Source organism: Candidatus Tisiphia endosymbiont of Thecophora atra, from assembly GCF_964026395.1.
Classification (GTDB): Bacteria; Pseudomonadota; Alphaproteobacteria; order Rickettsiales; family Rickettsiaceae; genus Tisiphia.
In genome coordinates, this window is sequence record NZ_OZ032145.1 from 1,291,430 (window position 1) to 1,305,421 (window position 13,992).

At 31.0% G+C, this 13,992-nt stretch carries 10 protein-coding genes; 5 read left to right on the plus strand and 5 right to left on the minus strand.

Annotated elements, in window-relative coordinates:
* Positions 1–189: 189 nt before the first annotated feature.
* The 4 genes from AAGD45_RS06230 to AAGD45_RS06245 form a co-directional block, all read right to left on the minus strand.
* Positions 190–2,256, minus strand: coding sequence for a tetratricopeptide repeat protein (locus AAGD45_RS06230; protein WP_341761069.1), 2,067 nt, complete (start codon positions 2,254–2,256; stop codon positions 190–192).
* A gap of 270 nt (positions 2,257–2,526) precedes the next feature.
* Positions 2,527–5,142 (minus strand): pentapeptide repeat-containing protein, encoded by a 2,616-nt coding sequence (locus AAGD45_RS06235; protein ID WP_341761070.1) that lies wholly within the window; start codon positions 5,140–5,142, stop codon positions 2,527–2,529.
* On the minus strand, positions 5,102–5,590 hold the full coding sequence (locus tag AAGD45_RS06240; RefSeq protein WP_341761071.1) for a hypothetical protein: 489 nt from the start codon (positions 5,588–5,590) through the stop codon (positions 5,102–5,104). The genes AAGD45_RS06235 and AAGD45_RS06240 overlap by 41 nt, the downstream gene beginning before the upstream one ends.
* Positions 5,591–5,638: 48 nt before the next feature.
* On the minus strand, positions 5,639–6,133 hold the full coding sequence (locus AAGD45_RS06245; RefSeq protein ID WP_341761072.1) for a hypothetical protein: 495 nt from the start codon (positions 6,131–6,133) through the stop codon (positions 5,639–5,641).
* 1,180 nt (positions 6,134–7,313) lie between these two features.
* Between AAGD45_RS06245 and AAGD45_RS06250 the strand changes: the two genes are divergently transcribed.
* The 5 genes from AAGD45_RS06250 (at position 7,314) to AAGD45_RS06270 (ending at position 11,671) form a co-directional block, all read left to right on the plus strand.
* Complete coding sequence (locus AAGD45_RS06250; RefSeq protein WP_341761073.1) at positions 7,314–8,033, plus strand: hypothetical protein; 720 nt, start codon at positions 7,314–7,316, stop codon at positions 8,031–8,033.
* A gap of 496 nt (positions 8,034–8,529) precedes the next feature.
* Positions 8,530–8,685 (plus strand): hypothetical protein, encoded by a 156-nt coding sequence (locus tag AAGD45_RS06255; protein ID WP_341761074.1) that lies wholly within the window; start codon positions 8,530–8,532, stop codon positions 8,683–8,685.
* Positions 8,654–8,839: a hypothetical protein gene (locus AAGD45_RS06260; protein WP_341761075.1), complete on the plus strand. Its 186-nt coding sequence runs from the start codon at positions 8,654–8,656 to the stop codon at positions 8,837–8,839. The genes AAGD45_RS06255 and AAGD45_RS06260 overlap by 32 nt, the downstream gene beginning before the upstream one ends.
* Positions 8,840–9,041: 202 nt before the next feature.
* Positions 9,042–9,857 carry a hypothetical protein gene (locus AAGD45_RS06265; protein ID WP_341761076.1) on the plus strand — a complete coding sequence of 272 codons (816 nt, stop codon included), beginning with the start codon at positions 9,042–9,044 and terminating at the stop codon, positions 9,855–9,857.
* Positions 9,858–10,315: 458 nt separating this feature from the next.
* Positions 10,316–11,671 carry a recombinase family protein gene (locus AAGD45_RS06270; protein WP_341761077.1) on the plus strand — a complete coding sequence of 452 codons (1,356 nt, stop codon included), beginning with the start codon at positions 10,316–10,318 and terminating at the stop codon, positions 11,669–11,671.
* Between the two features lie 220 nt (positions 11,672–11,891).
* Here AAGD45_RS06270 and AAGD45_RS06275 read toward each other — a convergent pair whose 3' ends face one another.
* Positions 11,892–13,739 (minus strand): AAA family ATPase, encoded by a 1,848-nt coding sequence (locus AAGD45_RS06275; RefSeq protein ID WP_341761078.1) that lies wholly within the window; start codon positions 13,737–13,739, stop codon positions 11,892–11,894.
* Between the last annotated feature and the right edge of the window lie 253 nt (positions 13,740–13,992).

Sequence of the window (13,992 nt, forward strand, 5' to 3'; positions counted from 1 at the left end):
AATTGTAACAGTATTCGTATTTGATTAGTACACTTGAATATTCATCTGACAGTCAAAACTTAACTGACAATCAGAGGGTGATTTTACAGTATCTATCAGATCAAATCCTGACTTTTGCAAAATCATATACCCACATCTTTTGAAAGCGAGACTCAATAGAATCCCTCTCTTATTCAGCAAGGATTCTACTCAAATACATTCACTACTATTATCTGCTAAACTTAGTAAACCACCTAATACAATAAAAGGGTCGTTATTTTCTATTGCCTCTTCTATTAAATATGGATTTAATTCCTTACTTAACTTTAACACCTCATTAAAGTTACCTCCCCATAATTTGGTTACATCTTTCATTAACCCTAAATTATTTAATAAAGGGTTGTCGTAAACTACTTCATTTAAAAAATGAACCTGTTTTGTTGTTTCAGCGTTAGGATTAGCCTTGTTGTATAGTTCGTTTAATAACTGTTTAATTCCAACGTCATTTTTAAACTGAGCCACTATTTTCTGACCTAATATATTAACATCTTCATTATTTCCCACAAGTTGGTCATCAGATTTAACGATACTATAAATAAATAGCACTACATCTTCCAAAACCATCTTACTTACCTCATTTTTTGATACACTCGGTATTTTAGTAATTTTTGATTCTAGTTTGTCTAATACCTTACTTAACCATTCTTTTGCTTTATCAATTCCTTCAGGCTTTTTTTCTTTAGATAATATTACGTTTGAAGCTTTAATTTTAGCAATGTCAATTGCTGAACTTGCTAGTGCCATATCTAAATCTTTTGGAAGGATAAAACCAGATATACTATCAGCTACTTTTTTTGCCGTCCGAACTAACTTAACTTCAGTATATTTTTCATAAAAACCATTTATAACACCTATTCCTCCTCCTGCAATTCCAAGTGGTGGAAAAAACTTGCCAGCTAAACCTAAGCCGTCAGATATCTTTTTTATTATTGAACTATAATCGTCTCCCTTTCCTTTTATTAAACCAGTGCTTATCAATTTATATGCAAGTAAGCAATCGCTTAAAGTACAGTAAAACTTAGTAGCATATTCGCACACCTCTGAACCATGTTCTTTTTCTAATAACTCAAACTTTTTCTTAATTTCTACCTCAGTATCTACATTAGCTTTGGTTAAAATATCGTCAATATAGACTTTCCACTCTTTTATCCCATTTACATCTGTTTCAATTATTTTAAGCTGATTATCATATAAGCTAATAATTTCATCTTTGTAAGTTGATTGTAATTTCTCAAATTCCTCTTTTGTCACCAATTGATACAATTGCTCTTTAATCTCTTCTATATTCCCTGTTGCTACTTGTAAGTCTCTTTCCAATACACCAACTTTTTCTGTTACTACTTTTATATCTTCTTTTATCTTTTTCTGTTCAGTAAGTCCACTTTCAAATGAAGCATTAATATTATCTTGTGTTGATGTATAATTCATAAAAGATTTTTCCAGTGCGTTAAGTTTTTCTTTACATTCTTGGAGTTCCTTTACTAATTCATTATTCGTACTGCCCTTTATTTGTGCTTGTATTCCTTTAACTTTATTTTCTAGTTCTATGTAAGGAGCTAAAATCTCTGTGATATAAGTAATATTCTGCTTAGTTAATCCTTCTATTTTACCTTTGTTAACTAATGTAACTGCTTCGTTAAAGCAGTTTAGACCTTCTTCTTTTCTACCTGTAATACTTAGAAGTACGCTTCCTTTATTACAATAATATAGAGGATTGGGGTTTCTAGTTCTAGCGTTAATTGCATCTTCAAAAGCTTTAAGAGCCTCCTCATTTTGTGCTTCAACCACGTAAGTTAGTCCAATGCTATTGTAAACAGCAGCTTTATCCTCTGAACTTGCTGACCTATCATTTTTATATGCTTTAAGCCCCTTATCATATTGTTCAAGTGCCTCATCATACCTAGTAAGTTTACGTAAACAATCTCCTAGAGCTTTATATATATTCACTTTAGGCTTAAGTTGTTTTTCAGCAATTTCTTTATAATACTTTAAAGATTGCTCATATTCTTCGATTCCATACAATATGTTACCGTATTTATGTAAATATATGATTTCTTTTGTATCTCCTGAGGTATCATTTCTATTAGATTTCTGTATCCCAGCCACATCTTGAAGAAGATTTTTAGCTTCGTCTAAAGTATTTGTTGCTACTTCAATATTTCCTTGTTGTTTTTCAGAGTCAGCTTGTGTAAGCAACTTAAGAACTCTATCTTTCATAATTTTACTCCTTGTTATTTAATAAGTTTATGATCATAATTACCTTAATATTCACAGTAATTCCCTAATAATTCTTGTAACAGGTTTTGGTCAGAATTACATATGTAGTTAAAATCTTTGTTTCCAAATAAATTAGTGAGATAATCGCTCACGTCTATAGCCTTATTCAAGTTAATGTTTAAGTTACTAGCAAGTTTCTTAAGTAACATCGGATTATTAAGTAATGGATTATCATACTTAATGCCCACTAGTACATTAACTGATGTATAATCATTTTGAGTTGAAATATCTACTTATAATAGGTTCTTTTATAAACTTACTTTTAACTTTCACTAGTTTTAATGTTTTTTGTTTAGCAGCAAGTTCTAATTTTTCTTTTAATAAAGCATTTTGCTCTTTATTGACAGTTTGCTTGGGAATAACAACTTCATTAGAGTTAACCTCTTTATTCATGATGGGTATATCTATTTTATTATTAGCTACTTTAGCTCCTTTTTGTTCAAAAACCTTTTGATTTTTGACAGATATAACAGCTTTTTCAATAGTTGCATTTTCTACTGCTAAAGAGGATTCAGTAGAAGATATTTCTTTTGTTAGACACCATATATTTTCTTTTGACCGTGGTTTGATTTTTTTCTCCCATATTATTACTCTGTCATCCCAAGAACCTGAGACACGATACTTTCCGTCATGGAAATAGCTTAGACAGATGATGTGATTGGTGTGCCCTACTAAGGTTTGCAGTAAGCTATCATTTTCAGGATTGTCAGCATTCCATATTTTTACTGTTTGATCTTCAGAGCCCGAGGCAAGATATTTATCATTATGGAAATAGCTTAGACAGTAGATCGCCTTGCTATGTCCTTCTAAAGTTTTGAGTAATTTATAATTCTTATCATTCTCAGCATTCCATATTTTTACTGTTTTATCGCTAGAACCTGAGGCAAGATATTTGTCATTATGGGAATAGCTTAGACAGTTAATCCTCTTGGTATGTCCTACTAAAGTTTTGAGTAACCTATCGTTTTCAGTATTCTCGGGATTTTCAGCATTCCATATCCTTACTGTCTTATCTTTAGAACCTGAGGCAAGATATTTGCTATTATGGGAATAGCTTAGACAGCAGATCGCCTTGGTATGTCCTTCTAAAGTTTTGAGTAATCTATCGTTTTCAGTATTCTCTGGATTCTCAGCATTCCATATCCTTACTGTTTTATCTTCAGAACATGAGGCAAGATATTCGCCCTTATGGGAATAGCTTAGACAGTTGATCCTATTGGTATGTTCCACTAATGTTTGTAATAATATACTATTCTCTGCATTCCATATTTTTACTGTTTGATCTTCAGAACCTGAGGCAAGATATCTGCCCTTAGGAGAATAGCTTAGACAATTGATCTTATTGGTATGTCCTTCTAAAGTTTGTAGTAAAATACCATTCTCAGCATTCCATATTTTTATTGTTTGATCTTCAGAACCTGAGGCAAGATACTGTCCGTTATGGGAATAGCTTAGATAGTAGATCTCTTTGGTATGTTCTACTAAGGTTTTGGGTAAGCTATCATTTTCAGGATTGTCAGCATTCCATATTTTTACTGTTTTATCGCTAGAACCTGAAGCAAGGTATTGCCCATCAGGAGAATAGCTTAGACAGCTGACAAGATTGGTATGTCTTGTTAGCTCTTGAAGTAAATTACTTTCCACAGCATTCCATATTCTTACGGTACAATCATCAGAACCAGTTGCAATATATTTTTCATCAGGAGAACAGCTTATACACTCGACTACATCCACATGTTTTAAATCAAGATATATTGATAACTCAGTACCAGTCATATTAGTACCAATAAACTTAGCACCTACTAGATTTGCATTAGTTAAATTAACACCAGTTAAATCTGCATTGCTAAAATCTACATATTGAAAAATCCCATTTCTAATGTTTGCTCCTTTGATTGATATATTATTTAAATCTTCTCTAGAAAATGAATATTGTGCTGCTATCAGTAATGTTATACTATTAGCTGCTAAAGTCACTGCTTCATCAGATTTATCTTTTTTAGTTTCATTAATTGACTCTCTTAAAAATTCTTGTAAATATTGTAAATCCTTGTTATAAGCTAAATTTTCTGCGATTAATTTAATTAGCTCAACATTCTTAACTATGCTGTGACTAGCAAGTATTTCACTTTTTTTGGATTCTTTAATTTCATCTTTAATTGCTTCAAATAAGTAATAATTTTTAATTATATCATGGATAAACCCTATTTCTATTTCTTGCTCTACTTTAATTTTAGAGTCTAAAGTTTTAGTTTCAATTTTTAGTGGCAGAAGTTTTAATATATGATATAATGCTTGTTGCTTGAATAAAGTTGAGTCTTCGTATCCAAAAGCCTTAAACAAATCATCAACATCTTTAATCCTAAATACATTTTGTAAATGTAGCTGCGTGGCTATATATTTACCTAATACTTTTAATCGTTCTTCTAACAACTGTTCTGTAGCATTATTTGGATTTCCTTTATTAAAATTTAATAACTCAACTATTTTTTCCTTTTGTTTGTCGTATAACGTTTTTATTTTATCGTTTTGCTCAATCCTAACATACTCATCGTAAATATCTTGTTTGCTAACATGTTCTTTTTTTATTGAAGGTATTGATTGCATCACAATTTTAAACATAAAACCAGTGTCAATAATTTTTCTTATTTTTAATTGATCAATTCTATCTAAGTAATATTTTTCATCGTAATCAGTTTCATTACATTTAACGGTAACATATTTTTTTACATATTCTTCTAAGTTTTGATTATTATTATAATTAATAGGTGCGATATAATAAGCTTCAAGCTGTGTTTGACTCTGGCATAAACCAACTATGATCATCATCATTTAGTAAATAATCTGTTTTACAAGAGATTAATATTTTGGGATTCTTTAACTTTCTAATATACTCTTTAATTAAGGTTTCACGACTTGTAACGATTCCTAACCCTTCATCAAAACTGTCAATATAAAGATGTGCATTTTTAATGTCCTCAATCCGAAGATTAGTGCCAAGCTCCTTATTCAAAGAATCTATGATTTCAACTAAATCAATATTGCTAGCCAAATTAAAATATATTGGAAGTGGATCACCAGGTTTCCATTTGCCAACAGCTTCCATGAATTTTAATTGTAGAGTAATACTTTTACCTGAGCCAGCAGTACCAAGCAACAACATCACTTCTTTTTGACCATTCCAAAAATTGTCTATTTCTATTGATAAATCTTTAGTGTCTAAATTAGCATATCTATAAGGATTAAGTTTAGTAGCATTAAGAGCAGCAAACAAAATGCTACGTATTATGTAAAAACATAAACAAACTATTAGAACAGTTTGTTAGAAGATATCTATTGTATCTTCTTCAAACAAGATATCTCTTACTTCAAGCATTTTCTTAGTTATTCGCCAGTCTATTTGGTCATTTCCATTCTCAAATAGCAATTTCTTCACTAGCGTAGTTATACCACTTGTAAATATACTATGTTCTGATTCTTTTATAGATTCTTCTTCAACTTTGCATGATACATCAAAATAACGTACCCATGGTTTATATAATTCGTCTCCCTGAAAAGCCTTATGCAACTGTTCCATGATCTTATTTGAAGCAGATATATATTCCTCAACTTTAGGACTCTTTAAGTCATTTAGGTATTTTATTGCTAATTTCAGTCTTTCATGCTTATCTTCGGTTTTATTATTTAGTACTTTTTCAAGTTGGTTAAATTTGTATTCATTACTTACATCTTTTGAACCTAATATTAGTTTTACTTCCTCTATTGTTTTCCCTCCTACTAGTACTGGAACACCTTCTTGCATTAGATTCTTAGACATAATTTAATTCTCTGACTATAGTCATTAATAGTTAATTTATATAAAAACAGTATTTTACATGATTGTCTATAATTAATTTTAATAAAGTAATTAATTTTTATTATTTTTTTTAATTGTGACTTTTTTTACACCTTAAATAGACTTACCAAAAAGATACCTCCTATTCTTTAGATATACATCCTTCTTTTTGACTACCTATTTCCATTCCCCTACAGATAAGAGATGTTGTAGCAAAGGAGATAGAAACAGAATTATATATTAATATGGAGATACTACTAAAAAAGCCGCTAAGATATTAAAACAGCAACAACAAGCAGAGGCAGATGAAAAAGTCAGACAAGAAGCTGAGAGACTTAAGCAAAAGGCAAAGCTTAGAGAGCAAGAGGAAGCTAAGGCAATAGAAGAAGCAGCTAAATTAAAAGCCATAGAAGAGGCAGAAGTAAAAGAATATGTCCCAGAGATACCTGTTGTGAAATTATTTGAGGTAGCAGATGGGGATAATCAGTTTGATAATGATGATCAGGATACTTTATTTGGCGACTTAAAATATGATTTGTAATGCTAAAAGATTGCAAAACAGTTTGCTGCACATATACGTTTTACCAAGTTCATTGGGTTTTTTAATTAATATCTATTAAATTGAAAGTAACCGTCTAGTAAAGGTGGTCTTATAAAAGAAGGAAGATGTAAGGTAAGTAAATATAATAACCTAATTGAAGAAATAGCTGATGATGGAATAAAAATGTTTTTTATTTAACTTATTCCGATGCTTATCTCAGCAATGGAGATTACAATAAAGCCTTGAATTATTGTAACAAGGCAAAACAACAAGCAGAAAAACTACATCTTGAACAAGAACTAAATCACATTCACCATAAGGAAAACACTATTAAAGCTTTATTACAGAAAAATTAATTAAATTTTACTATAACTATTTATCCCCTAACTATAACGATAATTTTACCCACTGTCTCCGTTTTACCGCTGATCTATCAAATTTCATAAAAAAACACCCTAGGTGCTAAAACTTCTCTGGACTCTGTTAGTGATAAGGATAATATATTAGTAGTGACCCACGTGGTGTGGTGTTCAAGTACCGAGGTTAGAGTAAAGAAACGGAAATTTTTTAGTTCTAACCTCAGTGTCTATTTTTTGTACTCAAAAAACAGGAGTTAATTCTATGTTTACCAATATTAAAAATCAACAAAATAATAATAAACAAGATAAATTAACAAGTGATATTTCTTTTGAACTAGAACAAGCTAAGCAAAAACTACAAGCTGATGAAAAATTGACCTATCTAAATCTTAGCAACCATGATATTGGTAGTAGTATCAAACTGCTTAACGAAGCTTTAAAAAATAGTGAAACGGTAACCTACTTAAATCTTCATAATAGTAACATTGACGATGAAGGAGCAAAGATAGTTGCGAAGTTTTTGCAAAACAACAATATAGTAACCAAAATAGATTTAAGCAACAACAATATTAGCTGTGAAGGAGTAAGTCACCTTGTCCCAGTGTTAAAGAGTAATAATACTTTGGACGAAATGAACCTTGCAGATAATTATATTAACGATCAAGGAGCAGACATACTAGCCAAATTTTTAGCAAATAATAGGACTCTCAAGCGAATACATCTCGATAATAATCATATTGATCCTAGTGGGAGTTTTAAACTTTGTAAAGCTTTAGAACTTAATAGTACTCTAACCGAAATAACGCTTAATGGCACTTTGTTGTATCATAATGAGGCAGAGGAGCTTGTAAAAAGTTTAAAGAATAAAAAGATTGTCAGCAAAATAATGTTAAGTTTTTATGACCACGAAAAATATGATATGAATTCTAATTATCATAAACTATTAGAGTTATTAACCGAGACTTATAACTACATAGAATAAATATAAACTAGATATAGATTCCACTACTTTTTCAGTTAGTCTTGTATTGTTATTTTCCTGAAGACTAACTGAAATCTAAATTTATTGGTTTTATTACCGATCTTACTTACCTTAGCAAATTTCAGATAAAAAATCACCCACCAAAAGTAGTCTTTTACTAGTTCAATCTGCCTTTAAAGCAGTTTTATATTATTACAAAATCATTAAGTATTCCCAGTATATTTGTAATTTATATCTTTTCAAATTTTGTTTAGATTTATACCGTTCTTTTTTTACACCTAACTCATATTTTCTACCTATAACTATTTTTTAGATAAACCATTTTCTTTTTACCTCTCTTTTCTTCACCTACCATACCTAAATAACCCACTTAAGGAGCATTCTGCTGCCTATATAAAGCTTGCCAATAAAATAAACTATGTAGTTACAAGTTAGGTTTTAGCATTTGCTTTTGGAATCCCTCTACCCGCACTTGGGCAAACTAGGTAAACCTAGTTTGCCTGCGCTCAAAGATTCAGTTTTTGTCATTGCTATTACCCAAAACTTACAGCTTATAGCGGTAATAGCAATGGCAATATATCACTGTAATAAATCAGAAGTACGAAGAAGCAAAGGACAAAATGCAGTTGCAGCATGTAAGAGAGATAAGTAAACAATTAGTAGCAGAAGATTTAGCAACAGAAAATGTTAAGGAAAATCCTGTCCAAAATTTAACTATTTTGGCAGATGGTAGTAAGCAAGATAGTGAGGTATCTAGCACAACTAGTACGGTAGAAGAATTTAACAATTTTAGTCACTGTCTCTAGTTCAACACTGCTATAATAAATTTTACAAAAAAATCACTAATAGTGGAAAAAACCGCTGTACTTCTGGGATTAATGATGATACCTGTGAAGATGATACTACGTGGTGTGGTGTTAAGCACCGAGGTTAGAAGCAACAATCATCAAATTTTTAAATCTAACCTCAGTGTCTATTTTTCAAACACAAAAAACAGGGGTCGATTGTATGACGAGCAATATCAAAAATCAACAACAAAATGATTCAACAAATGAAAAAATAAATAATATCACTAACATTGCTGCACAAATACTTAGAGAAGTTTTGCAGAGCAATAATATAACTTATATAGAATTTATCGAAGTTCGTATAGGTTTAGAAGGAATTGAAATAGTTGGCAAAGTTTTAGAAGATAATAAGCTTATAACCGCAATACGTCTTTGCGACAACGATATTGACCTTAAGGGACTAAGTCTGCTTATCGAACTGTTAGAGCATAATCATAGTTTGATTAATATAGATATTGAATATAACAACATTGGGGTTCAAGGGCTAATCATACTAGCTGAATTTCTAGAAAATAATAAAACCATAAAGCAAATAAGTCTTATAGGCAATGATATTGGTGATGAAGGGGCGGATATACTGGCAGGAGTTCTAACAAATAATAAAGTTATAAAGCAAGTGGATATTGATAACAATAATATTACTGATAAAGGAGCAATCATACTAGCAAGATTTCTAAAAAATAATAACACTATAAATAAAGTATCTCTTAGTAATAATGATATTGGTGATGTTGGGATTGTCCAGCTTGTTAAAGCTTTGGAAACTAATAGAACCATCAGCCAAATAGACCTTAGCTATAACAATATTACTGACAATGGAGCAATAACACTGGTGGGACTTCTAGAGTCTAATAATAAAATTACAAGCAAAATAATAATAGATTTCACAGATTTTGACAATGAAAATATTAGTTATCAAGTAGAAGAGCTGTTAATTGAGACTCTAGAAAGCCACAACAAAAAACTGGGGGTATAATTTTAAAAATATTCATCTGTATCATATCTGATACAGAATATCAATAAGGGGATCGATGTAAACAGTGGTATTCGGTTAAGTTTTTAACTTATCTATTTTAAAGCAAACCCATATAAATAAAAAAGCCCATATTTAGACTTAGAGCGTAATAATTCAAAAAACTAGTCCTATACCATAATGATACTAAAAAGCCGTGTAATAGCCTTAAAATAGTTAAATAGGGGTATCTATGATAAACCACTTGATAAAGTTACTCCTGCTACGAGTTAAAACAATTATTTTTACAATAACCAAAAATTATTAATGCTAAAAAAATGTGACACTTGGCTCTAATACTGAAGGAGATGGGGTAATTTAATAATAATTCAACTTGACTTGTGCGGTGCTTGATATATCTCTGCTCTTTGAGTAGATACTACTTTCTAATTAAAGCAAAATTTATTATCTAAGGAGAAAATATGACAGACAAAGCAACAAAATCAATAATTTTAGTTCGTGTTTCAACAAGGGAACAAGAAGAAGGGTATTCAATTGAAGCTCAAAAATATAGATTAGTAGAATATTGCCAACGTAAAAATCTTGAAGTTATCGAAACTTTTGAAATTATCGAATCTTCAAGCAGAGGTGATCGCAAACAATTTAAAGAGATGATCAAATTTGCTAAAAGCCATAGAGAAACAATTGCTATAGTTGCTGATAAAGTAGATCGAGTACAAAGAAGAATCTCAGAAATTTCATTACTAGAAGAACCAATAAAAGCTGGTAAGATAGAATTACATTTTAGAACAGAAGGTTACATAATAGATAAAGATTCTCAGTCTCATGCAAAGCTAATGTGGGGAATGAACGTGTTGATGGCACAATCTTACGTTGATAGTTTAAGTGATAACGTTAAAAGAAGCCTAGATCATAAATTGCGTAAAGGAGAGTGGATAGGACCAGCCCCTCTTGGTTACCTAAATAGTCGAGATGAAAGAGGAAACAGTATAGTAATTCTCGATCCTGTAAGAGGTTCTATCATAAAAAAACTCTTTGAAGAATATGCAACAGGAATGTATACTCTTAATTATTTGACTGAAAAAGCTAAGGATCTTGGTCTTAGAAGCAAAAACAATTGCTACGTCAATAAAACAGTAGTGCATCGAATGATCCAACAACCATTTTATTACGGTGAAATAAGAGTAAAAGGAGAGATGTGGTCACATGGTTACCAAGCAATTATAACAAAAGAGACTTTTATGGCATGTAAAGATGTACGTTTAGGGTGGAAGAAGAAGCCTTTTAAATATGGTGGTAAGGATTTTCTTTTTAGAGGGTTAATAACCTGTGCAGTAACTGGTAAAGTTGTAACAGCTGAAACTCACAGCAAAACATATTCAGATGGCAAAGTGGACGAATGGACTTATTTAGGGACATGGGATCCAAAGAATCCAAACAAAAAGATTTATGTAAGAGAAGATGAAGTTTTAAAGCAGGTAGAAGAGGTTTTTAAAAGAATAGGTATAAGAGACCAAGAAATGCTAAAAGAGACTCTAGCCTATTTAAAAAACACAAATGAGCTAAAGAAAGATGAGCATGGGCAAGCAACAGCTGCTTTAAAGAAAGAACATACCGAAAATGAGAATAGATTAAATTCATTAATAGATTTGCGACTCAATGGAGAACTTAGTACAGAAGAATTTCAAAGAAAAAAACAACAATTAAAAGATCGCCAATATGAAATTGCTCGTTTAATTAAAGTTTATGAGGAAGCAGACGATAAATTTACTGATACCGCTACAACGCTAATAACTCTAGCATCGCAAGGTCTATGAAACTTTTAAAGGTTCTGAAAGCCCTCAAAAACGCAAAATGATAAATTTCGTATTTCAGAACCTTAAACGTCAGGGGCAAAAAACTTGAGACCTCTCTACGTTTCCCGTTCGATATTTTTGAAAAAACGACAACTTGTACCGAATGGCGGGGCGTAGTGGACAATTTCAGAACCACGATAGACATAAAATTACTGATTATTCAAACGCTTACAGTCTATTACTAAAGCTCTGTAACCTGATATTGTAAATCCATATTCTTACCGCAAAAAGCCATCGAAAGTTTAATGATTTTTTTGACATGAGAATATTCTTTTATCTTAGTGTCATATTGCTTATCTATAATCTGTTTTAATCCCATTTGGGCTACCAAGGCTAAATCTTCTGTATTTTTGGCGATCTTGTACTCAATAATAATAGCCTTATCTTCTTTACCTATCTTGGGGATCATGATAATATCAGCTCGTCCACTGCCTGACTCTTGTTCACTGGTTATGATGTAGCTAGAAGATAACATGTTAACAAGTCCTAGCATAAAGCCGCTATAAAATAATTCAGCTTTTTTATTTCCTGTTTGGTGAAAACTAGTAGCGTTTAATAACAATTCCTGAAGCCGTTCTTTAAATTCTTCTAACCGACAAGCAGGTAATAGAGTAGAAAAAGGATAATATAGTGAACTATCAATCTGTAACTTATTACTAACCCATTGTAATAATCTCGCATTATAGATATGTTTTACCTCTCTATTAGGGGCGGATAGTTCATAAACATTCTCTTCTAACTCAATGACCATTGGATTCAAGTAACCACTAAATAGTAATAGACTAAATAGTCCTGAGCGTGAATTAATATCATTGAAACTTATTTGTTTAGTAATCTGCGATATAATACTCTTACCACTAGCAAGTAATTGTAAATCTTGTTGCATTTCATCTGACAATAATGCCTTATCAATTATTCCCGTACCCCCACTATCTAGCCAATAGTGATCAAGCTTACCTTTATGTGCTAAACATTGCATGATTGACCATGGATTATAAATTATTTCGCCACCAAAGGTGTAACCATTATACCAATTTTTAATTTCTTCAGGATTCGTTTCAGTTGGAACGATGGTTAGTAACTCATCAACTTCTGCTTGGGTGAAGCCATAGAACTTAGAAAAGTCATCATCAAGTAAGGTATATTCACTAACATTATTAATATCTGAAAACAAATTAGCCTTAGCAATACGTAATATGCCAGTTATTATTCCTTTTTCTACACAAGCATTACCTTTTAGGCTGCTGCCAAATATTCCACGAAATAGTTCAAGTACTTGTTCAAATTCTTCTGATTTTTTACCAAATTTAATATAAGAACTATTAATTGGAGTATCATATTCATCGATCAATACGTAGACTTTTTGGTTAAAATGTTTGTAAAGTATTTCACTTAGGAACTTTAAACTATACTTTAAATCTTCTTTCGTCAGCTCTTCTGTAAAATATCGTTCTAATTTTGCTTTTTGTACACTATTTAATAGTCCTATATCTTGAGTTGAGTAATGTTTTAAATAATAATGATTGGCAAATAGTTGTATAACCTGATTCCGTATACCGTTCTCAATGTCTTGGTAATTACTACCCTTAATATCCTTAAAACTTATAGAAATAACCGGATAATTACCTTGTTGAACCATAGCGTATTCATTACTATTAATCTTTAAAGGTTTTAGAGTTCTTTTACCTTTAATGCCTAAATCTACTGTACCTCCAAGAAATAGTTTGTTATTTATCTTTTGTTCAAGTGGTAACGGCTTGCCTTTTTCATCTACTTCAATTTCAAAGAATTTGCGAAGCATGTCCATGTTAAGGCTTTTACCCCATCGTCTTGGTCTAGTGATTAATATAACATCTCCACTATCTTCTAGTAATTCTTTGATCATTAGACTTTTGTCAACAAATACGTCACTATTTAATAATAATGTTTTAAAGTCATCAGTACCTACCCTCATTTTAGGGGACTTGCTACTCTCAATAGTATTAATGTTCTTGAGATTTGTCTTGGTATCAGAAAGTTTGTTAATCATATTACTTGATATTTTAGTAGTTTGTTGATTTCTTTAACATTTCAACTAGTAATCAAAGCTATATACTCAGATGTCATATTCTCTTTAAGTAAATTTTTAGCTATAGCAATTTTTTCTTTTCCTCTCTACTCATTTTTGCAGCTTGTTCAATTTTTTTAGATTGAGAAAACGGGAAATAGCCATACTAAATAATAAAATTATATCAATCATTTTATACGATAAAGTATAGCACATAAACTATGAAGCACTAAGT

Excerpts from the sequence above, each read along its gene's own strand:
- AAGD45_RS06230 (WP_341761069.1), bottom strand. The coding sequence starts at position 2,256 with ATGAAAGATAGAGTTCTTAAGTTGCTTACACAAGCTGACTCTGAAAAA.
- AAGD45_RS06235 (WP_341761070.1), bottom strand. The coding sequence starts at position 5,142 with ATGATCATAGTTGGTTTATGCCAGAGTCAAACACAGCTTGAAGCTTAT.
- AAGD45_RS06245 (WP_341761072.1), bottom strand. The coding sequence starts at position 6,133 with ATGTCTAAGAATCTAATGCAAGAAGGTGTTCCAGTACTAGTAGGAGGG.
- AAGD45_RS06250 (WP_341761073.1), top strand. The coding sequence starts at position 7,314 with ATGTTTACCAATATTAAAAATCAACAAAATAATAATAAACAAGATAAA.
- AAGD45_RS06260 (WP_341761075.1), top strand. The coding sequence starts at position 8,654 with ATGCAGTTGCAGCATGTAAGAGAGATAAGTAAACAATTAGTAGCAGAA.
- AAGD45_RS06265 (WP_341761076.1), top strand. The coding sequence starts at position 9,042 with ATGACGAGCAATATCAAAAATCAACAACAAAATGATTCAACAAATGAA.
- AAGD45_RS06270 (WP_341761077.1), top strand. The coding sequence starts at position 10,316 with ATGACAGACAAAGCAACAAAATCAATAATTTTAGTTCGTGTTTCAACA.
- AAGD45_RS06275 (WP_341761078.1), bottom strand. The coding sequence starts at position 13,739 with ATGATTAACAAACTTTCTGATACCAAGACAAATCTCAAGAACATTAAT.